Genomic DNA, 20,948 nt, shown 5'->3' on the forward strand with positions numbered 1-20,948 from the left:
TTGAAGCGTTCCGGTCGGCCATCAACCGAGGGATTGAATCCATGCGCGCCGTCGTCATCCACGCCCCGCACGATCTTCGGATCGACAATTTCGAAAATCCGGCGCCGGCGCCGCATCAGGTGCGGGTGAAGATCGCAGCCGGCGGCATCTGCGGCTCGGACCTGCACTACTATCACCATGGCGGCTTCGGCACGGTGCGGATCCAACAGCCGATGGCGCTCGGGCATGAGATCTCGGGGACCATCGCCGATGTCGGCACCGGTGTTGCCGATCTGCGTCCGGGGATGCGGGTCGCGGTCAATCCGAGCCTGCCCTGCGGACAGTGCGCCTATTGCCGCGAAGGCATGCGCAACCAGTGCACCGACATGCGCTTCCTTGGCAGCGCGATGCGTTTTCCCCACGTGCAGGGCGGCTTTCGCGAGTTCATCACGGTCGACGCCACGCAGGCGATCCCGATCGCCGACCGCCTGTCTTTCGCCGAGGCCGCGATGGCCGAGCCCTTTGCCGTCTGCCTGCATGCCGGTCGCCAGGCTGGCAGCCTGCTCGGCAAGCGCGTGCTGGTGACCGGCTGCGGGCCGATCGGGGCGCTGATGGTGGTGGTCGCCCGCCATGGCGGTGCTGCCGAGATCATCGCGACCGATATCGCGGAGGCGCCGCTTGCGACTGTCCGCACGCTCGGCGCGACGCGTGCGATCAACAGCGCGACGGAAACCACGGCGCTCGATCCCTACAAGGCCGGCAAGGGCCATTTCGACGTGCTGTTCGAGGCCTCGGGCAACCAGGCTGCGCTGCGGTCTGCGCTCGATCTGCTGCGGCCCGGCGGCATCATCGTGCAGGTGGGGCTCGGCGGCGAGGTGATGCTGCCGATCAACACCATCGTTGCCAAGGAGCTGCAGCTGCGCGGCACCTTCCGGTTCGACCCCGAATTCGAGCTGGCGCTGCGGCTGATGGGCGAGGGGCTGGTTGACCTCAAGCCGCTGGTGTCGGCGTCCGTTCCGTTCGAGTCGGCGGTCGATGCGTTCGAGCTCGCCAGCGACCGCTCACGCGCGATGAAGGTACAGCTGACCTTCTGACGAAGCCCTATGCCGTCTCGAAATCGAGGTCGGCCCAGACCGGGACGTGGTCGGATGGCTTCTCCCAGGCGCGTACATAGCTGTCGATGCCGACATCGATCAGGCGGTCGCTCGCCTGCGGGGACATCAGCAGGTGATCGATGCGGATACCCCAGTTCTTCTGCCAGGCACCGGCCTGGTAATCCCAGAAGGTGTACTGGCCGGGCTCGTCGTTGACCGCACGCAGGGCGTCGGTGAGGCCGAGGCCGAGCAGCGACTGGAAAGCTTCGCGGGTCTGGGGGCGGAACAGGGCGTCGTCGATCCAGGCCGCCGGATTGTAAACGTCGCGCGCCGCCGGAATGACGTTGAAGTCGCCGGCAAGGATCAGCGGCTCCTCGGTCTTAAGCCGCTCCTTCGAGTATTCAAGAAGCCTCGACATCCATTTGAGCTTGTAAGGATATTTGTCGGTGTTCGCGGGGTTGCCGTTGGGCAGATAGAGGCAGGCGACCCGGATCACGCCGTGCTTCAGCGTGACGACGCCCTCGAGGAAGCGGGCGTGGGCGTCCTCGTCATCGCCGGCCAAGCCCGATTTGGTCTCGTCGAACGGCAGCTTCGAGAGCAGCGCGACGCCGTTGAAGGTCTTCTGGCCGTGGGTGACGACGTTGTAGCCGAGCGATTCAATCTCGAGCCGCGGGAACGCCTCGTCGACGCACTTGATCTCCTGCAGGCAGACGATGTCCGGGGAGCATTCCTTGAGCCAGCTCATCAGATGTTCGATCCGCTGCCGGATCGAATTGACGTTCCAGGTCGCGATGCGCAAGTGTTTCTCCAAGATATTGATTTTGTTGATGGTTCATTGCGGAAGTTCGGGGTGTTTCAATCTTGTGTCCGGATATCGATTTCCTTGGTGGTGTATAGGACAGCAGAAGGCGCGCGCATGATGCCGTGCTGCCTGCGTGTCGGGCAGTCTATCGAGCAGCCGGCCGCGCGGCTACTCGCTGTCTGCTCTGGCGTTCTCGGCGGCCTGATGCGTGCCGTCCGGCACCGGCTTCAACTCGGCCGCGACCGTGATCCAAGTCTCGTCGCGCACGCCGCGTTGCTTTCTCTGACGACGCATCAGCATTTCCGTCTCGTTCGTCATCTCGATTCACCTTTTCGGGGAATTGCGACTTGAGATCGCGCGGCGTCGAATTGGCGCAAGCAGTCCAGTCGCTCACCAGATTCCACCAAAGGGAGACGAGAGATCATGAGCCAAGCCTCGTACGAGAGTTTTGAAGGCCAGCCGAATCTGGAGCGTCGACGGCTCTTGAGCATCGCCGCTCTTGCGGGCGTCGCGGGGCTGGTCCTGCCAGCAGCATCGCGTGCGGCCGCCGCGGGGCCGTCTGAAAAAGTCGATGTGGCCGACATTGCCTACCTGACGGCGGGCGAGGCGATCACGAGATTCAAGGCCAAGACGCTATCGCCGGTCGAACTGTTGCTTGCGCAGATCAAGCAGGTCGAGGCGTGGGAGCCGACGCTCAAGGCGCTGACGTACACCTATTTCGACGAGGCGCTGGAACAGGCTCGGGTTGCGGAGCGCAAGTACGTGCGCGGCGAACCGGTCCGCCCGCTGGAAGGCATAACGTGTGCCATCAAGGATTATCACTCCGTCAAGGGCAAGATCACCACCTACGGCTCGCGGCTCTACAAGGACTTCGTTCCGGACCAATCCGCGCCGACGGTGGAGCGTCTTCTCGCCGCCGGAGCGATCATGCATTGCCGCACGACGACACCGGAGTTCGCGCATTCAGGTGTGACCGCGTCCTTACTCTGGGGCGTCACGCATAACCCCTGGAACCCGGCATATACCCCCGGCGGCTCGACAGGCGGAGGCGGCGCGGCCCTGGCCGCCGGCTACACGACCTTGTCCGACGGAACGGACGGAGGCGGCTCCATCCGCATCCCGGCTTCGATGAACGGCTTGTACGGCTACAAGCCGCCATGGGGCCGCAACCCGAACGACCGCGAACACCCGAACGAGTGGCTGATCCACTATGGCGAACTCGCCCGCAGCGTCGGCGATTGCGGGCTGATGCAGAACGTCACATCCGGCCAGCATCCGGCCGACATGTCGTCGCTGCGCGACAAGGTGGTCATCCCGCCGACCTTCGCCGGCATCGCCGGGATGAGGATCGCGCTGTCCATGGACCTGGGCTATTTCGCGGTCGATCCCGAGGTCGAGAAGAACACGCGCAACGCTGCGTCGGTCCTGCGTTCGCTCGGCGCCGTGGTCGACGAAATCGATATCGGCTGGACCAAGGAAATCGAAGAGGCATGGAACACCCGGTGGGAAGGCGTCTTCTATGCCCTGGCGGGAAGCCTTCTGACCAAGTCGAGGAACGACGTAGACCCCTATGTCATCAAGATCCTCGAAGCAGGCAAGAAAGTCGATGTATCCAAGTTCTACGGCCTGAACCTCGTGCGCCAGAAGATGTACGCGTCATTGACAAAGATCTTCGAGACCCACGATGCACTGATCTGCCCGACGACCGCGACGACGAAGATCGTGGCCGGGCGCAGCAGCGAGGAACCGCTCGCCATCAATGGGAAACCGGTGAACCCGTTCATCGGTTGGTTCATGACGTATCCGTTCAATCTTGTCGGCACTTGTCCTGTCATGTCGGTCCCGACGGGGTTCGACGCGCAAACAGGCGTTCCCACGGGGATGCAGATCGTCGGTCCGGCCTATGACGATCTGAAGGTGTTCCGCGTCGCGTCCGCGCTCGAAGGCGCCACGCGCCCCTGGCAGGATCGCCGGCCAAAGTTGAACGCCTAATGCACCTGCCTTGACACGAGCCGGTCACGGGAGAACGGTTGGAGGTGCCTGCGGCGGCCCTGGCTGCAGAAGGGAGGTGATCCATGACGTCTCTCGTGCCGGTAGGTGCCGCCTCCGTGCAGGACGGCTCGACGGGAGGCCTGGCGGCGAATCTCGAGCGGGCCACGAATCTCGACTCGGCTCTGGACGCGCTGCATCAAGCCCTGGTGGACCTTGGCTTTTCTTCATTTGCCTATGGCCGGACTGCCATGCCGAGGCTGCCGGACGGAAGCCTCGCATCCCCGCTCGTGAAGACACGCGCTTTCCCAAGCCGCTGGGATCGGCACTGGAGCCACCTGTGTGACCCCTATTACAGGTTCTGCCTCAACACGACGCTGCCGCTGAAATGGATTGATGTGCAGACAGGCGAACGCCTGAGCGCCGGGGAGCGCGCATGCGTCGAGCATCTCAATGACAAGAATCTGCACTACGGCATCACGATTCCCTTGCACATGCCCAACGGTTCGTTCGCGTTCGTGAGTGCGATCTCGGAAAACTCGACCACGTACCAAGACGGATCGTCACCGCCGGCAGTCAATGCGCTATTCACCTTGTGCCACCACTTTCAAAACACGTTGCTTCGAAAGTGGCCGTGGAACGACAGTACGGCCACGAAGGCGTGGCTCAGCGCGCGCGAAAGGGAATGCCTGTCCCTCGCCGCACAGGGGAAGACTTCGGACGACATCGCGCTGATCCTGGGCTTGTCCTGCGAGACGGTGCGCTCCCACGTGAAGCGTGCGATCATGCACCTCAACGCCTCGAACAGAGCACATGCGATCGCGAAGGCGATCCAACTCCGGTTCATCGACGTGCCGTTCGCCTAGACCAGGTGACGGGGCGCACGCGTTCATCGGCAGACGTTTCGCTTACGCCAGGCGTTTGCGCATCTCGATGTGCGGGATGCCGGCCTCCTCGAATTCCTCGCCGACCCGCTCGAACCCGACGCGCGCGTAGAATGGCTCGGCGTGCGTCTGCGCGTTGAGGATCAGTTCGCGGTAGCCGAGTTCGGCCGCCTTGGCCATCAGCGCGTCCAGCACGCGGGCGCCCGTGCCCGTGCCGCGCGCGGCCTTGAGGACCGCCATTCGGCCGATATGGCCGTCCGGCAGCAGCCGGCCGGTGGCCACGGGCGTGCCGTCCTCGGCAAACGCCAGCGCGTGCCAGCTCGACGCGTCCATGTCGTCCCACTCCAGTTCCACCGGCACGCTTTGCTCTTCGACGAACACGCTGTGGCGGATGGCGCGCGAGCGTTCGCGCGCTTCCTCCCAAGTGCAGACGAGGACGGAGGCAGACATGACGTCTCCACCGCAAGCTTCCGCGGAAGCTCGAACGGAATGCTGAGAGAAGACTTAGATCGAGAAGCTGGTGCCGCAGCCGCAGGAGGCCGTGGCATTGGGGTTGACCACGCGGAACGAGGCGCCGATGAGATCGTCGACGAAATCGACCTCCGAGCCGGCAAGGAACGGCACCGAGGCCGGATCGACCAGCACCACGGCATTGTCGCGCTCGATCACGAGATCGTCGTCGGCCTGGGTGCGCTCGACATCGAACTTGTACTGGAAGCCGGAGCAGCCGCCGCCCTCGACCGAGATGCGCAGCTTGGCGCCGTCACCCTCTTTGCTGAGGATTTGCCCGATCCGGCGGGCGGCCCGTTCGCTGACGGTAATGGCAGCAGTCATGGTCAGTCTCCGGTCGACGGCGTCATACCCTATTCATTTGGTATCCCGCCCATCACATAGTTAAGTGCGTCGCACCGTGGAATCAAATGGATAAGGACTAAAATACCGTGTCGGTCGGAATGGCTGCCCCCCGCGCGCACTATGCCTGCGACCCCGATCGCAGCCGGGGCCGGCTGTGCACGGAGCCGCCAAGCCGGACCCGCAGCCCGTTCCGGCGCGACTGCGACCGGGTGATCCATTCCACCGCGTTCCGTCGCCTCAAACACAAGACCCAGGTGTTCATCTTCCATGAGGGCGATCATTACCGCACCCGGCTGACCCATTCGCTGGAGGTGGCCCAGATCGCCCGCGCGCTGGCGCGCCAGCTTGGGCTCGACGAGGACCTGACCGAGACCCTGGCGCTGGCGCATGATCTCGGCCATCCGCCGTTCGGGCATGCCGGGGAGCGGGCGCTCGACGGGTGTCTGAAGGCGCATGGCGGCTTCGATCACAACGCGCAGACGCTGCGGGTCGTGACCTCGCTGGAGCATCGCTACCCCGAATTCGGCGGGTTGAACCTGACCTGGGAATCGCTCGAGGGCATCGTCAAGCACAACGGCCCGCTGACCGGGCCCAGCGGCGCGCCGGTCGGGCGCTATCGCGAGAGCGGCATTCCGGTCGGCATCGCCGACTACAACACGACCTATGACCTCGAGCTCTGGAGCTATGCCTCGCTGGAAGCGCAGATCGCGTCATTTGCCGACGACATCGCCTATGACGCCCACGACATCGACGACGGGCTGCGAGCCGGCCTGTTCGTCGTCGACGATCTCGAGGAGATGCCGCTGACCGGGGCTATCATCGGCGATATCGACCGGCACTATCCCGGGCTCGACGAGGTGCGGCGCGGCGCCGAGTTGGTGCGCGAGCTGATCTCGCATTTCATCGGGGCGGTGTCCGCGGAGACGACGAGGCGCCTTGCGGCGGCGCAGCCGCAATCGGCCCATGACGTGCGCCATCACGACGCGCCGCTGGTCGGCTTCCCGCCCGAGGTGGCCGAGCAGGAGGCCGCGATCAAGGCCTTCCTCTATCGGCGGATGTATCGCCACCCGCGGGTGATGCAGATCATGGGTGATGCGGAACAGGTGGTGCGCAACCTGTTCGAACGTTACCGTCAGTCGCCGGGCGACCTGCCGGCGGAATGGGTCGAGGGCACCGAGCAGGAGACCGAAGCCGAACGGAGCCGCCGGATCGGCAATTTCATTGCCGGAATGACCGACCGTTTTGCCCTGATCGAGCACCAAAGGCTTTTTGACTCGACCCCGGATTTGCGTTAGGCGGCGGCCATGGCCGATAGTCCTGCTTCACCACATCTTTTCGCCGGCGTGCTGGCGCGCGTGCACGCCATTTGTGCCGCCATTGCTGCCGAGGACAATTGGCCCGTCGGGGTCGACCTGTCCCGCGTCGTGGTCGAGCCGCCGCGCGATGCCAGCCATGGCGACATGGCGACCAATGCCGCGATGGTCCTGGCCAAGGACGCCAGGGCGAAGCCGCGTGAGCTGGCTGACAAGATCGCCGAGCGGCTGCGTGCTGACGCGCTGGTGGCCTCCGTCGACGTCGCCGGACCCGGTTTCATCAACCTCACCTTGAAGCCGCAGGTCTGGGCCGACGCGCTGCGCGCCGTGCTGGCCGCGGGCTCGACCTACGGGCGGAGCGGGATCGGCAAGGACGAGAAGGTCAACGTCGAATACGTCTCCGCCAATCCGACCGGGCCGATGCACGTCGGCCATTGCCGCGGCGCCGTGTTCGGCGACGCGCTGTGCAGCCTGCTGCAATTCGCCGGCTTCGACGTCTGCCGCGAATACTACATCAACGACGCCGGCGCCCAGGTCGACGTGCTCGCGCGATCGGCCTTCCTGCGCTACCGCGAGGCGCTCGGCGAGGACATCGGCGCGATCCCGGAAGGGCTCTATCCGGGCGACTACCTGAAGCCGGTCGGCGAGGCGCTCGCCAGGGAGCATGGCGACAAGCTCGTGAGCATGCCTGAGCAGGGCTGGCTGCCGATCGTGCGCGACAAGGCGATCGCCATGATGATGGAGATGATCAAGGGCGATCTCGCCGCGCTCAACATCCATCATGATGTGTTCTTCTCCGAGCGGTCGCTGACCGCGTCTGGCAACAACCAGGTTGCCGAGACCATCGAATTCCTGCGCGCCAAGGGCGACATCTATGAGGGCCGCCTGCCGCCGCCGAAGGGCAAGCCCGTCGAGGACTACGAAGACCGCGAGCAGTCGCTGTTCCGCGCCACGGCTTACGGCGATGACGTCGATCGTCCGCTGATCAAGTCGGATGGCTCCTACACCTACTTCGCCTCCGACATCGCCAACCACAAGAACAAGTTCGATCGCGGCTTTGCCAATCTGATCGACGTGTTTGGCGCCGATCACGGCGGCTACATCAAGCGCATGCAGGCGGCGGTAAAGGCCGTAACGTCAGGCAAGGCTGATCTCGACGTCAAGATCGTGCAACTCGTCAAGCTGCTGCGCGACGGCGAGCCGGTGAAGATGTCGAAGCGCTCGGGAGAGTTCGTCACGCTGCGCGAGGTGGTCGACGAGGTCGGCTCCGACGCGGTCAGGTTCATGATGCTGTTCCGCAAGAACGACGCGGTGCTCGATTTCGACCTCGCCAAGGTGATCGAGCAGTCCAAGGACAACGCCGTGTTCTACGTGCAGTACGGCCACGCCCGCGGTCACTCGATCTTCCGCAATGCGCGGGAGGAGGCGGTTCCGGATCTCCCCGAGACCGACGAGGCCCGGCTGGCTTACCTGCGGACGGCTGAGGTGGATCGCCTGACCGACCCGGCCGAGCTCGACCTGCTCAAACGTCTGGCGCTTTTTCCGCGGATGGTCGAGGCGGCGGCGGTCGCGCACGAACCGCACCGAATCGCTTTTTATCTGTATGATTTGGCCAGCGAATTTCATGCGCTTTGGACCAAGGGGCGCGATTTGCCCTATTTACGCTTCATTATCAATAATGATGCACAAATCACGAGGGCGCGACTGGCAATGGTTCAGGGCGTCGTCTCGGTTCTGGCATCGGGCTTAGCTGTACTAGGCGTCCACGCCCCGACCGAGATGCGGTAGGCAGGGGCAAGTGGCCCGCACGAGTGGGGATTCGTGAGGGCATCTGGCAGGGGCCATTTTCGTTCGTACCGGCTGTACCGGCGATTTTGGCGCTGTCCCGAAGGGGATGCATCATCACGATGGCTGATCGATATCACGACCGACCTTTTCCCGCCGATGACTATGATCGGGGGTACTCCGACGCGGACGACAAGTCCGAGGGCGACCCGCTCGCCGAACTGGCCCGGTTGATCGGCCAGACCGAACCGTTCAGCACGGCAACCAAGCCCGCGCCGCATCCGCTGCAGTCTCGTGCCAATGTGCGGCCGCAGATCTACCAGCCGCCGGAGGAAGACGACGATGCACCCCCGGCGGGCCCGCCGTCCTGGATGCAGCGCGCGCGGCAGGAAGCCCTCGCACCGCAATTGCCGCCGCAGGAGGACGACGAGGAACCAGAGCCGGACTATCAGCCGAGCCCCGTTCATCCATTGCACCGCTACGCGTCCCGGCAGGCGCAGCCTGCGCCGGAGCCGGTGCAGAGCTATCAGCCGACCCAGACCTACCAACCGGCCCAGGCGTATCAACCAGCCCAGGCGCATCAGCCGGTACAGACCCATCAGCGGGCCGAGGCCTATTACGACGAGCAGCCGTTTGATGACGTAGGTCAGGACGGCGACCCGTCGCGCTACGACGACGCACTCTACGGGCAACTGGAACAAGGTGAGCAGGACTTGCAGCGCGAAGCGGCCTATCCGGACGATCCCTATGCCTATCAGGGCTACGAAGACGAACCCGAGCCGCGCAAGCGCTCCAGCGGCCTCATCACGGTCGCCGCGGTGATGGCGCTTGCCGTGTTCGGGGTCGGCGGCGCCTATGGGTACCGCAACTATGTCGGCGCGCCGCGCACCGGCGAGCCGCCGATCATCAAGGCCGACAACACCCCGACCAAGGTGGTCCCGGCTGCGGCCGACGCGCCGGCCAAGACACCGGACCGCATGGCTTCGGGTGACGGCACCGAGAAGATCGTGTCACGCGAGGAAACGCCGGTCGACGTCAACGCCAAGGCGGGTGGCCCCCGCGTGGTGTTTCCGGCGCTGAATCCCAATACGAACCCGCCGCCGGTCGCGAGCGTGCAGACTGCGGCGCCGGTTCCGCCACCGCCGGTCACGGCCAACGGCACGATGCCGAACAACGAGCCCCACAAGATCCGCACCCTGTCGGTGAAGGGCGATGCCCCCGATGGCACTTCTACAGCGGCGACTGCGCCTGCGCCGGCCAGGCAGGCTGGCGCCAAACAGACGGTGTCGCGCGGTAACCCGGCCTCGGCCAATGCGAGTGCCAACCAGCCGCTCGCACTCGCCCCGGGGGGGCAGCCCGATGCCGCTCCGGCGGAGCCCCCGACCCGGGTGGCATCGACGTCAACAGCGCCGGTCAGCAGCGGCGGGTATCTGGTTCAGGTGTCCTCGCAGAAGAACGAAGCTGACGCGCAAGCGTCCTTCCGTTCGCTGCGGAACAAGTTCCCGGGCGTGCTGGGTTCGCGCTCTCCGGTCATCAAGCGGGCGGATCTCGGCGACAAGGGCGTCTATTACCGCGCCATGGTCGGGCCGTTCGGCTCGCCGGAGGAGGCCTCGCAGTTCTGCGGCAACCTGAAATCTGCCGGCGGACAATGCGTCGTCCAAAGGAATTGATGGCCGTTTCCTTGACCCGTCCGGTACATGCGGCCTAATCGGCCGCATGACGAACCGCGCCTTCATCACCGGCATATCCGGACCCGTCCTCAACGACGCCGAGCGCGATTTCCTTCGCGCCGAACGTCCATGGGGCTTCATCCTGTTCAAACGCAACATCGAGACGCCAGCACAAGTCGCTGCCCTGGTTGGGGAACTCCGTGCTGCGACGGGCGATTCGAACGCTCCGGTCCTGATCGACCAGGAAGGCGGCAGGGTGCAGCGGCTCGGTCCGCCGCATTGGCCGGTCTATCCCCCGGGTGCGAGCTTCAGTGCGCTCTACGACGTCGATCCGAATCTTGGTCTGACGGCGGCTCGGCTAAGTTCCTGCCTGATCGCAGCCGATCTGGCCGATCTGGGGATCTCGGTCGATTGCCTGCCGTTGGCCGATGTTCCGGTCGCCGGAGCCGATGCTGTCATCGGCAACCGCGCTTATGGAACCGAACCGGGAAAGGTCGCTGCCATCGCCCGGGCGGTCACCGAGGGGCTGGAACAGGGCGGCGTATTGCCGGTTCTCAAGCATATCCCCGGGCATGGCAGAGCCACGGCCGACAGCCATTTCCGGCTTCCGACGGTCGATACCGCCAAAACCGAGCTGGAGCGCACCGATTTCGCGGCGTTCCGGCCCCTGGCGGACCTGCCGATGGCCATGACCGCACATGTTGTGTTTAGCGCGCTCGACCCCGCCCAACCGGCGACGACTTCTGCGACAATCATCGAGCAGGTGATTCGCGGCCTGATCGGGTTCCATGGTTTGTTGATGAGTGATGACGTGTCGATGAATGCGCTGGCCGGGTCGATCGCCGAAAGGACCGCGGCCATCTTCAGCGCCGGTTGCGACATCGTCCTGCACTGCAACGGCGACATCGATGAGATGCGCGAGGTTGCGCTGGAAACGCCGGAATTGGCCGGTAAGGCATTGGAGCGCGCCAACCGGGCGCTGGCCGCACGCAGGCTGCCGGCGCCGCTCGACCGCCGGGCGGCACGGGCGGAACTGGATGCGTTGATGGATCGGGTAGGGACGGCATGACCGCTGAAATTCTATCGTTTGAGACGGGACGGCCGGCCGATCTCGCAGAAGGCGAGCCGTCGCTCGTGGTCGATGTCGAGGGCTATGAGGGTCCGCTCGACCTGCTGCTGACGCTGGCGCGCCAGCAGAAGGTCGATCTGGCGAAGATCTCGATCCTGGCTCTCGCCGACCAGTACCTCTCGTTCATCGAGGCCGCCCGCAAGATCAGGCTCGAACTCGCGGCTGACTATCTGGTCATGGCGGCCTGGCTTGCCTTTCTGAAGTCGCGGCTGTTGTTGCCTGAACCACCGAGTGCGGAGGGTCCGAGCGCCGAGGAAATGGCGACTGCGCTCGCCAACCGGCTGCGCCGGCTGGAGGCGATTCGCGAGGCGGCGAACCGGCTGATGAACCGGCCGCAGTTCCAGCGCGATATCTTCCCGCGCGGCAATCCGGAATCGATCGCCGAGATCAAGCATCCGAAATTCACCGCGACGCTTTACGACCTGCTCTCGGCGTACGCGACGCAGCGTCAGGCGCGCGTGCTCACCTCCGTGCATCTCGCCAAGCGCACCGTCTGGTCGCTTGCCGAAGCGCGCGCCTCGCTGGAGCGGCTGGTCGGCATCGCCGAGGACTGGAGCTGCCTCGACGAATACCTGATGAACTACGTCGCCGATCCCACGCAAAAGGCGACGGTGTTCGCCTCGAGCTTCGCCGCGGCCCTCGAACTGGTTCGTGAAGGCGAGATGGAGATCAATCAGAAGCAGGCGTTCGCGCCGATCTATTTCCGAAAACGTCAGGCGCAGGCCGCGATGGCTGCTCCGGACCTTTCGGTCGAGTAAGTTGGAAGAAGGAGAGCGAGCCATGGCAAGCCTGGCGGAACGGCGCATTGAAGAGGTCGGGGAGGAGGTTTCTCCCGTGGATCCGATCGCGCGCCCCGAGGAGTTGCGGCTCCTGGAAGCATTGCTGTTTGCATCAGGCGAGCCGATCGATCAGGCGACGCTCGCAAAGCGGATGCCCGACGGCGTCGACATCAAGGCGGCGCTGGCGCAGTTGCAGGCGGAATACGCTCCGCGAGGCGTCAATCTGGTTCGCGTCGCCAACAAGTGGACGTTCCGTACCGCTGGCGACCTGGCCTGGCTGATGACCCGCGAGAGCACCGAGACGCGCAAGCTGTCGCGGGCTGCCATCGAGGTGCTCGCGATCATCGCCTACCATCAGCCGGTGACGCGCGCCGAGATCGAAGAGATCCGCGGCGTGGTGACGTCGAAGGGAACCATCGACGTGCTGCTGGAAACCGGCTGGATTCGTCCGCGCGGCCGCCGCAAGACGCCGGGCCGTCCGCTGACCTTCGGAACCACCGACGGATTTCTGTCGCAGTTCAGCCTGGAAGCGCTGGGCGACCTGCCGGGGCTTGAGGAACTGAAGGGCACGGGGCTGCTCGACTCGCGTCTGCCGACCGGCTTCAGCGTTCCCTCGCCGTCGGATGACGCGGCGCTGCGCGAAGACGAAGTCCCGCTCGAACCCGGCGACACGCTGGAACTGCTGCTCGCACCGGCTGTCGAGCCGGAGGCCGTCGCATCTGAATCCGCGGAGCCCGAGGCACGCAGCAGCGAGACTGGTCCTGAGGCCGCCGAAGGCGATGAGGCAAAGCCTGAGGGGCAGGACGACTAGCCGAAATATTCCCGGTTAAGGCTAGCAATATTACGTAGCCGCGACAGCGATTTGCCGCGGCGGAGGTCCTTGTTTTTGACACCCCGCGGGCCTACTTTCCGGGAAAGTTCAGGCCGGTTCGCCGGCCATTTCTGGAGGGTTGCAGGATGGGTTCGCTGAGCATTTGGCACTGGATCGTCGTGATCGCAGTGGTCCTGCTGCTGTTCGGGCGCGGCAAGATTTCCGACCTGATGGGCGACGTCGCCCAAGGCATCAAGGCCTTCAAGAAGGGCATGCAGGACGACGAGAAGGTCGCTGACAAGTCGGAGACGACCAAGGCCATCGACCACAATTCGGCACCGTCAGCCGCGCGCTCGGATGTCGGCAGCAAGGCCGTCTAAGGTCTTTGTACTGACGCATATTTCGACGTTTTTCTTTTGCGCGGACCGGTGACGCCGGCGCTCGAAAGCGCTATGGACGCCGGTTGAGAAAAGACGCCGACAGCCCCGGATCGTCTGGAATGGATGGGGCAGTTGCGGCGCGCTTAGGCGGAAAATTTCATGTTCGATATCGGGTGGAGTGAACTGGTCGTCATCGCGGTCGTCGCGCTGATTGCCATCGGCCCGAAAGAACTGCCGGGCGTGCTGCGCATGGTCGGGCAATGGATGGGCAAGGCCCGCAAGATGGCCGCCGAATTCCAGGGCCAATTCCAGGAAGCGATGCGCGAGGCCGAAATGGCCGACCTCAAGAAGAGCTTTGACGAGGTCAGGGAAGCCGCCACTGGGCTCACCAGCGGCGGCATCATGAGTTCGCTGACGAAGGACGTCACCGACGCGCTGCAGATCGACAAGCCTGTGGATGCGCAGGTTGCCTCCGCTGTCGACGCGCCGGTGATACCGACGACCCCGGCCACACCGACGCCTGAGACATTCGTCGAGGCCGAGACCCACGCCGCCGCCAGCGAGCCATTGGCGATCACGCAAGAGGCGCAGCCGGCGCCGCACGGCGTGACGGTGATGCAGCCCGCGCCGGCTGAGCCGCAGCCGGCCGAACCTGATGTGCTCAAGGACGCGAGAGCGTCATGAGCGACGAAGATATCGAGGCCAGCAAGGCCCCTCTGATGGATCACTTGATCGAGCTGCGCGCGCGGCTGATCAAGGCGCTGCTCGGCTTTGGAGTCGCGTTCATCTTCTGCTTCTTCTTCGCCAAGCAGATCTACAACGTGCTGGTCTGGCCCTATGTCTGGGTGGCGGGTGCGGCGAACTCGAAGTTCATCTATACGGCGCTGCTGGAATATTTCATCACCCAGCTAAAGCTGGCACTGTTCGGGGCCGGCTTCATCTCGTTCCCGATCGTCGCGACCCAGATCTACAAGTTCGTCGCGCCGGGCCTCTACAAGCATGAACGCAACGCGTTCCTGCCATATCTGATCGCGACCCCGGTCTTCTTCCTGCTCGGAGCGATGCTGGTCTATTTCGTCGTATTCCCGATGATCACCCGCTTTTCGCTGGGCATGCAGCAGATGGGCGGTCCGGAGACCGCGCAGATCGAGCTGTTGCCGAAGGTCGGCGAATATCTGTCGCTGATGATGTCGCTGATCTTCGCCTTCGGCATCGCATTCCAGCTTCCGGTGATCCTGACGCTGCTCGGCCGGGTCGGGATCGTCACCTCGAAAATGCTGAAGGACAAGCGGCGCTATTTCATCGTGATCGCCTTCATCATCGCGGCGGTGCTGACCCCGCCTGACGTGCTGAGCCAGTCCTCGCTGGCGATCCCCTTGCTGCTGCTCTACGAGGGCGCGATCATCGCCGTGCGCATGGTGGAAAAGAAGGCCGCCGCCTCCACCTCCTCGACAGGCGCTCCGCCGGCGGCCAATCCGGCCGAGTAGGGCCGTTTTCGCTGCATATTCCCGCGAATGCGGGGTATCCGGTACGCTGGGGCCTCTGAATTCGTCACGAACCTCTTGGAATACTGGTCCACCCGCTTTCGCGGGTGATGACGGACGTGGTAGTTGAGACGGCCCTTCAAGGCATCGATCCAGGAATTCAGCACCATGCACGACATCAAGGCGATCCGCGACAACCCGACAGCCTTTGACGCCGGCCTGAAGCGCCGCGGACTTGGCGCGCTGTCGTCGTTGCTGCTCGCGATCGATGAGCGCCGCCGTGCCGCGATCCTGGCATCGGAGCAGGCCCAGGCGCGGCGCAATGCGGCCTCCAAGGAGATCGGCGACGCCAAGAAGGCGAAGGACGAGGCGCGGGCCGCAACCCTGATGGCCGAGGTCGCAGAGCTCAAGACCACGATGCCCCAGCTCGAGACTGCAGCGAAGGCGGCCGATGAGGAATTGACGAAGCAGCTGTCCTCGATTCCCAATCTGCCGCTCGACGAGGTGCCTGACGGCGTCGACGAGCACGGCAACGTTCAGCATCACGTCTACGGCAAGAAGCGCGACTACGGTTTCGCACCGAAGCTGCACGACGACCTCGGTACTGCGCTGGGCGACATGGATTTCGAGGCGGCCGCAAAACTGTCCGGCGCGCGCTTCGTCGTGCTGAAGCGGGGGCTTGCGCGACTGGAGCGCGCGATCGGGCAGTTCATGCTCGATCTGCATACGGGCGAGCACGGCTACACCGAGATCAATCCGCCGCTTCTGGTGCGCGATGCCGTGATGTTCGGCACCGGGCAGTTGCCGAAGTTCGAGGATGATCAGTTCTGGGCGATCAAGGGCGAATTGCTTGCCGCGCCCAACGCCGATCTGCGCAGCGAACGTCTGGGTCTGATTCCGACCGCTGAGGTCTCCCTGACCAACCTCGCGCGCGAATCCATCCTCGATGAGAAGGAGCTGCCGATGCGGCTCACCGCGCTGACACCGTGCTTCCGCGCCGAAGCGGGGGCGGCGGGGCGCGATACGCGCGGCATGATCAGGCAGCATCAGTTCACCAAGGTCGAGCTGGTGTCGATCACGACGCCGGAGACCAGCAAGGACGAGCTCGAGCGCATGCTGTCCTGCGCCGAGCAGGTTCTGCAGAAGCTCGACCTGCACTACCGTGTGATGACGCTGTGCGCCGGCGACATGGGCTTCTCGGCGCAGAAGACCTACGACATCGAGGTGTGGATGCCGGGCCAGGGCGACGGCGGCGCCTATCGCGAGATTTCGAGCTGCTCGGTGTGCGGCGATTTCCAGGCCCGCCGCATGGATGCGCGTTCCCGCGGTCCCGACGGCAAGCCGCGGTTCGTGCACACCCTGAACGGTTCCGGCACCGCTGTCGGGCGTGCGCTGATCGCCGTGATGGAGACCTACCAGCAGCAGGATGGGTCGATCGCAGTGCCCGATGTGCTGCAGCCCTATATGGGCGGGCTCACGGTCATCGAGCACGGCATGTGAAGACGAGGCCAGTGCGATGCCACTCCATCGGGACATCCACTGGCTTGGTCGACAATGGGCCGTCACGGGCCACGGTCTGCAACTGATCAACCAGAAGCTGGAGGGCTTTTTCGACATCGAGGTCGCGCGACTGTGGGAACCCGGTGTGATCGAGGCGATGCAGTCGAAGGCCTGGATCAACCGGGAGGACTTCGACAAGGCCGTCGAGGTCGCGCGTGTCAGGTTTTCGGGAGCGGTGCCGGCAGGCGTGCCGCTTGTCGGGTCAAACGGCTCGCCCCAGCTGTCCGCACCGCCCGCCAGGCATGAGCCGGTCGAGCCGTCGACGGAGCCCACGCTCGAGGAATTGCTGGCGAAGCTGAAGGCGCGGTCATCGGCGATCACGCTTGCCGCCAAACCGGCCGAGGCGGCTCCGGCTGCGCCGCCCACGGTCGAGCATGTCGCCCTCGAGCCCACGAAGCCCGTGCTTCCAGAAGCTGAACCGCGCGAGACGGCATCGGCCACGCCAGCGGCTGCGCCACGGGAGACGCCGGTCATCTCTTTCGACGATCCGGCGCCCAGCCGATCAAAGCCGGTCTGGCCGGCCTTCGATTGCAAGATGACCACAAGCGCCAGGCTGGTTCGGTCATGGCACGTCAGGGTGACACGCTGGCACGGGAATTTGCCGGGTTTGCCTCCGCGCCCCTAGCCGGTTAAGACGGCGCAAGCGCAAGAAACCCGCGTCGAATCAGAACAAGAGGCATTTTGCGGATGCGAATTCTCTGCACCAATGACGATGGCATTCACGCGCCCGGACTGCAGGTTGTCGAACAGATCGCGCGTGCGCTGTCCGATGACGTCTGGATCGTGGCGCCCGAGCTCGACCAGTCCGGCGTCTCGCACTCACTGTCGCTCAACGATCCGCTGCGTCTGCGCGAAGTCAGTCCGCGTCATTTCGCGGTGCGCGGCACGCCGACCGATTGCGTGATCATGGGCGCGCGTCACATCCTGGGCGACAAGCTGCCCGAGCTCGTGCTGAGCGGCGTCAACAAGGGCCGCAACGTCGCGGAGGACGTGGTCTATTCCGGCACCATCGCCGGCGCGCTCGAAGGCACCATCCTGGGCTTTCCGTCGTTCGCATTGTCGCAGGAGTTTTCCGTCGAGACGCGCAATGCGCCACTTTGGGATACGGCACTGAAATTCGGACCCGACATCATCCGCAAGGTCATCGACGCAGGTGTGCCCAGAAATACCGTCGTCAACGTCAACTTCCCGTCCTGCATGCCGGACGACGTGAAGGGAATCCGGATCACCCGGCAGGGCAAGCGCAATCAGGGCTTCCTCAGGATCGACCGCCGTCATGACGGACGCGGCAATCCGTACTTCTGGATCGGCTTCGAACGCGCCGCGATGATGGATACGCCGGCCGAGGGTACCGATCTTGCAGCGCTTGCCGCGCGCTACGTCTCGGTGACGCCGCTGCGACTCGATCGCACCGACGAGGCGTTTTCGGAGACGCTGGCCGCGACGCTGAAGTAAGGGCTAAACCGGCGCGCCCTTCATCGCGCTGGCGATCACCTGCGCCAGCGTTTCGAGCTGGAAGGGCTTTTGCAGCGCCGGACGGTCGCGATATTCCGGCGGCAGGCCGGAGGAGCCATAGCCGGTCGCGAAAATGAACGGACGGTTGCGGGCGTTGATCAGCTCGGCAACCGGGGTGATGACCTTGCCATTGACGTTGACGTCGAGGATCGCGAGGTCGAAATCGGTGGATTGCGCGAGCTTGACCGCTTCGCCGATCTCGCCGGCCTCGGCCGCAACGCTGTGGCCGAGCTCTTCCAGCATATCGGCGACCATCATCCGGATCATGACCTCGTCCTCCACGAGGAAAACAGAACAGCCCGCCGGCCGTATCGCAGTCATGATGGAATCCTTGCCCGTCGCAGAACCAAGCTCGCAAATAACATTCAAAGGCGCAATGCAAACGTTGGAGAATGGTCGCATATCCGCCCGTGCGGTCGCTCATCGCCACGTCGTTCTGCCGGTGAGATTCCGCGCGATGGCAGGTCGCTGCAAACCGAACCGGCGAGGTCCTGGACGCAGCTTGGTGCGCGGAGCGTTGACCGCGGTGCGCCGAGGCTCATATGGGGGCAGTGACCGGCGTTACCAGTTGCGGATCAGATATCCAGTTCCCGGTCGGGAACAAGGGTGTGAGGGGAAATTTTTCCTTAACGCGACATTTCGAATTCTGATGGCATCACTCTGTTCGAGAAACCGGCTTATGCTGCCCGGTAGCGCAGACGAGTATGGCCGTGAATTCAGATCCGCCTGAGAAGATGATGTTTCAGCTGACCCTGCGGCGGCGCGGGATCAGCGATCAGGCCGTGCTGCGGACCATGGAAGAGGTGCCGCGCGAGGTCTTCGTCGAGCTGCGCGACCGTGCGGACGCCTATCGTGACAGCGCACTGGCGATCGCCTGCGGGCAGACCATCAGCCAGCCCTTCGTGGTGGCCTACATGACCGAGCAGTTGCAACTTCAGAAGGGGCACCGCGTACTGGAGATCGGCACCGGCTCCGGCTATCAGGCCGCGATCCTGTCGCGCCTGAGCAAGCAGGTGCTGACCATCGAGCGCTATCGCACGCTCGCCGAGGGCGCCCGCAAGCGGCTCGAAAAGCTCGGCTATTTCAACATCGAGGTTCTGGTCGGAGACGGCTTCGACGTGCCGGCCGGGGCAGGCGATTTCGACCGCATCATGGTCACGGCGGCGATGGAGCAGATTCCGGACGCACTGATCCGGCGGCTGGAGCCGGGCGGCATCCTGATCGCTCCGGTTGGACCGCATCAGGCGGTCCAGACGCTGGTTCGCGTGGTCAGGACCGGCAGCGGCTTCGACCGCAAGGAACTCGTCGATGTGCGCTTCGTGCCGGCGCTGCCGGGTATCGCGCGCGAACTCTAGGCCATGTTCGGGCGTATCGGAAACGTCTGCGGGAATCGCCGATTGCCGCCCGCCGCCAACGTCTTATTCGCAGGGTTAAGCGGTTATTTACTCGACGCGTGTTTACTCAAAACAGTTGTTTGTTGCGTACGAGTGAGTAACCATGTCAGGTGTTGTCGAGTTGCTTCGCTCGCGTCGCGTGCCGCAGGTCGCGGCACTGGCGCTGATATCAGTGGCGTTTGCCGGCTGCAGCGCGGACATGTCGTCGCGCTTCTCCCAAAACTCCTACTCGCAAAATCCGTTCGCGTTTGACCCGCAGCCGACCGGCGCGGTGCAGCAACAGCCGCCGCGCGAGCTGCCGCAATATGCGCGTCCGCAGCAGCAATATTCGCAGGCCCCGAAGTATCAGTCGCAGCCGTTGCCGCCGCCGGTGTCGGCGCCGCAGTCCTATCCGGTCGCGAGCGGTGGCGTGTCGGGAGGCGGGCGCGGGCTCTCGTCCTATGCGCCGCCACCGGCGCGCCCGCAGATCGAGTCCACCGGGACCGTTCCGCATTCGGTCGCCGCCCGCACTCACGGCACCACCATCATCGTCGGCACCAGCGACACGCTCGAGCTGCTGTCGAAGCGCTACAACGTCTCGACCGCCGAGATCCTCCGCGCCAACGGCTACAAGGGGCCGCGCGCTTTGTCGCCTGGTCAGCAGCTGATTATCCCGCAGGCGACCGCTGCCTTGGCCGCACCGGTCGCGAAGCCCGTTGCCGTGGCTGCCGCTGTTCCTCCCGGTGTCCACTACGTCAATCGCGGCGACACGCTGCACAGCATCGCGCGTCAGCACCACATTTCCGCAGCCGAGCTCGCGCGCGCCAACAACCTCGATCTGTCGGCCAGGCTGAGCCCCGGCATGAAGCTCATGGTGCCCGGCGCGAAATCCGCCGCCGCCATGCCCGCGGTACCGGCTCCGCAGGTCGTTGCTCAAGCACCGGTCCCCGCGCCGGTTGCGGCCGCGCCGGTGCCAAGGGTGGTCGCGTCGGCGCAGCCGCAGCAGAGCGCGCGCCTGGTGCAGCCGACCGCCAATGTCGAGCAGCCGGTCGCCGCCGCCGAGACGCCGGCGCCCAAGGCGGCCGAAACGACCAGCGCGCTGCCGACCTTCCGCTGGCCGGTGCGCGGCAAGGTCATCACGGCCTATGGCGCCAAGACCAACGGCAAGGTCAATGAAGGCATCAATGTCGCGGTGCCCGAGGGTACGCCGGTGAAGGCGGCTGAAGACGGCGTCGTGGCCTATTCCGGCAACGAGCTGAAGGGATACGGCAACCTCGTGCTGGTTCGCCACCCCAATGGTTACGTCACCGCCTATGCCCATGCGAGCGAGCTGCTGGTCAAGCGCGGCGACACCATCAAGCGCGGCCAGGTGATTGCGAAGTCGGGTCAATCCGGCGAGGTCGGATCGCCGCAGCTCCACTTCGAGATCCGCAAGGGCTCTTCGCCGGTGGATCCGCTGCAATTCCTCAACGGCGCCTGAGCCGGACAGGATCGACTTTCAAAGCCCAGTACGACGAAGACGGGGAGGCGTGAGCCTCCCCGTCCT

At 64.7% G+C, this 20,948-nt stretch carries 22 protein-coding genes; 17 read left to right on the plus strand and 5 right to left on the minus strand.

The features are described 5' to 3' along the window. The first annotated feature begins 41 nt into the window (after window positions 1-41). Entirely contained in the window at window positions 42-1,073 is a 1,032-nt protein-coding gene (locus tag JQ586_RS13580; protein WP_212395076.1) for an L-idonate 5-dehydrogenase, read from the plus strand. A 7-nt stretch (window positions 1,074-1,080) separates the two neighbouring features. Here JQ586_RS13580 and xth read toward each other — a convergent pair whose 3' ends face one another. Continuing rightward, window positions 1,081-1,872, minus strand: a complete 792-nt coding sequence (gene xth, locus JQ586_RS13585; RefSeq protein ID WP_212395077.1) for an exodeoxyribonuclease III — start codon at window positions 1,870-1,872, stop codon at window positions 1,081-1,083. Between the two features lie 171 nt (window positions 1,873-2,043). Beyond that, window positions 2,044-2,193, minus strand: coding sequence for a hypothetical protein (locus JQ586_RS13590; protein WP_212395078.1), 150 nt, complete (start codon window positions 2,191-2,193; stop codon window positions 2,044-2,046). Window positions 2,194-2,298: 105 nt separating this feature from the next. On the opposite strand from JQ586_RS13590, the gene JQ586_RS13595 reads away from it, so the two are divergent. Continuing rightward, window positions 2,299-3,867, plus strand: a complete 1,569-nt coding sequence (locus JQ586_RS13595; RefSeq protein WP_212395079.1) for an amidase — start codon at window positions 2,299-2,301, stop codon at window positions 3,865-3,867. Window positions 3,868-3,950: 83 nt separating this feature from the next. Next, window positions 3,951-4,730 (plus strand): LuxR family transcriptional regulator, encoded by a 780-nt coding sequence (locus JQ586_RS13600; protein ID WP_212395080.1) that lies wholly within the window; start codon window positions 3,951-3,953, stop codon window positions 4,728-4,730. A gap of 42 nt (window positions 4,731-4,772) precedes the next feature. Here the strand turns inward: JQ586_RS13600 and JQ586_RS13605 are convergent, their stop codons facing one another. Together JQ586_RS13605 and erpA are read right to left on the minus strand one after the other, a co-directional pair. Further along, window positions 4,773-5,198 (minus strand): GNAT family N-acetyltransferase, encoded by a 426-nt coding sequence (locus JQ586_RS13605; protein WP_212395081.1) that lies wholly within the window; start codon window positions 5,196-5,198, stop codon window positions 4,773-4,775. 54 nt (window positions 5,199-5,252) lie between these two features. After that, complete coding sequence (gene erpA, locus JQ586_RS13610; protein WP_212395082.1) at window positions 5,253-5,582, minus strand: iron-sulfur cluster insertion protein ErpA; 330 nt, start codon at window positions 5,580-5,582, stop codon at window positions 5,253-5,255. A 107-nt stretch (window positions 5,583-5,689) separates the two neighbouring features. On the opposite strand from erpA, the gene JQ586_RS13615 reads away from it, so the two are divergent. From JQ586_RS13615 to surE, 12 genes are all read left to right on the plus strand, one after another. Further along, window positions 5,690-6,898, plus strand: coding sequence for a deoxyguanosinetriphosphate triphosphohydrolase (locus tag JQ586_RS13615; protein ID WP_212395083.1), 1,209 nt, complete (start codon window positions 5,690-5,692; stop codon window positions 6,896-6,898). A 9-nt stretch (window positions 6,899-6,907) separates the two neighbouring features. Continuing rightward, window positions 6,908-8,704, plus strand: coding sequence for an arginine--tRNA ligase (gene argS / locus JQ586_RS13620; RefSeq protein WP_212395084.1), 1,797 nt, complete (start codon window positions 6,908-6,910; stop codon window positions 8,702-8,704). Between the two features lie 119 nt (window positions 8,705-8,823). Further along, the gene (locus tag JQ586_RS13625; RefSeq protein ID WP_212395085.1) at window positions 8,824-10,371 is read left to right on the plus strand and encodes an SPOR domain-containing protein; all 1,548 of its coding nucleotides are present in this window, start codon (window positions 8,824-8,826) and stop codon (window positions 10,369-10,371) included. A 46-nt stretch (window positions 10,372-10,417) separates the two neighbouring features. Continuing rightward, on the plus strand, window positions 10,418-11,440 hold the full coding sequence (gene nagZ, locus JQ586_RS13630; RefSeq protein WP_212395086.1) for a beta-N-acetylhexosaminidase: 1,023 nt from the start codon (window positions 10,418-10,420) through the stop codon (window positions 11,438-11,440). Next, window positions 11,437-12,258 carry a ScpA family protein gene (locus tag JQ586_RS13635; RefSeq protein ID WP_212395087.1) on the plus strand — a complete coding sequence of 274 codons (822 nt, stop codon included), beginning with the start codon at window positions 11,437-11,439 and terminating at the stop codon, window positions 12,256-12,258. Before nagZ ends, JQ586_RS13635 begins: the two co-directional genes overlap by 4 nt. A gap of 22 nt (window positions 12,259-12,280) precedes the next feature. Next, the gene (gene scpB / locus JQ586_RS13640) at window positions 12,281-13,090 is read left to right on the plus strand and encodes an SMC-Scp complex subunit ScpB (protein ID WP_249147548.1); all 810 of its coding nucleotides are present in this window, start codon (window positions 12,281-12,283) and stop codon (window positions 13,088-13,090) included. Between the two features lie 146 nt (window positions 13,091-13,236). Continuing rightward, on the plus strand, window positions 13,237-13,470 hold the full coding sequence (locus JQ586_RS13645; RefSeq protein WP_212395088.1) for a twin-arginine translocase TatA/TatE family subunit: 234 nt from the start codon (window positions 13,237-13,239) through the stop codon (window positions 13,468-13,470). A 159-nt stretch (window positions 13,471-13,629) separates the two neighbouring features. After that, window positions 13,630-14,154: a Sec-independent protein translocase protein TatB gene (gene tatB / locus JQ586_RS13650; protein ID WP_212395089.1), complete on the plus strand. Its 525-nt coding sequence runs from the start codon at window positions 13,630-13,632 to the stop codon at window positions 14,152-14,154. Next, window positions 14,151-14,957: a twin-arginine translocase subunit TatC gene (gene tatC / locus JQ586_RS13655; protein ID WP_212395090.1), complete on the plus strand. Its 807-nt coding sequence runs from the start codon at window positions 14,151-14,153 to the stop codon at window positions 14,955-14,957. Before tatB ends, tatC begins: the two co-directional genes overlap by 4 nt. 165 nt (window positions 14,958-15,122) lie before the next feature. After that, a complete protein-coding gene (serS, locus tag JQ586_RS13660; protein WP_212395172.1) occupies window positions 15,123-16,454 on the plus strand; it encodes a serine--tRNA ligase in 1,332 nt (443 codons plus the stop codon). Between the two features lie 16 nt (window positions 16,455-16,470). After that, a complete protein-coding gene (locus JQ586_RS13665; RefSeq protein ID WP_212395091.1) occupies window positions 16,471-17,139 on the plus strand; it encodes a hypothetical protein in 669 nt (222 codons plus the stop codon). A gap of 62 nt (window positions 17,140-17,201) precedes the next feature. Continuing rightward, window positions 17,202-17,969 carry a 5'/3'-nucleotidase SurE gene (surE, locus tag JQ586_RS13670; RefSeq protein WP_212395092.1) on the plus strand — a complete coding sequence of 256 codons (768 nt, stop codon included), beginning with the start codon at window positions 17,202-17,204 and terminating at the stop codon, window positions 17,967-17,969. Between the two features lie 3 nt (window positions 17,970-17,972). On the opposite strand, the gene JQ586_RS13675 is transcribed toward surE, so the two are convergent. Then, a complete protein-coding gene (locus tag JQ586_RS13675; protein WP_212395093.1) occupies window positions 17,973-18,350 on the minus strand; it encodes a response regulator in 378 nt (125 codons plus the stop codon). A gap of 383 nt (window positions 18,351-18,733) precedes the next feature. Here JQ586_RS13675 and JQ586_RS13680 point away from each other — a divergent pair, with 383 nt between their 5' ends. Together JQ586_RS13680 and JQ586_RS13685 are read left to right on the plus strand one after the other, a co-directional pair. Continuing rightward, window positions 18,734-19,384, plus strand: a complete 651-nt coding sequence (locus JQ586_RS13680) for a protein-L-isoaspartate(D-aspartate) O-methyltransferase (RefSeq protein ID WP_409334519.1) — start codon at window positions 18,734-18,736, stop codon at window positions 19,382-19,384. A gap of 142 nt (window positions 19,385-19,526) precedes the next feature. Continuing rightward, a complete protein-coding gene (locus JQ586_RS13685) occupies window positions 19,527-20,882 on the plus strand; it encodes a M23 family metallopeptidase (protein WP_212395095.1) in 1,356 nt (451 codons plus the stop codon). The last annotated feature ends 66 nt before the right edge of the window (window positions 20,883-20,948 follow it).

The organism is Bradyrhizobium jicamae (genome assembly GCF_018130215.1).
Classification (GTDB): Bacteria; Pseudomonadota; Alphaproteobacteria; order Rhizobiales; family Xanthobacteraceae; genus Bradyrhizobium; species Bradyrhizobium jicamae_A.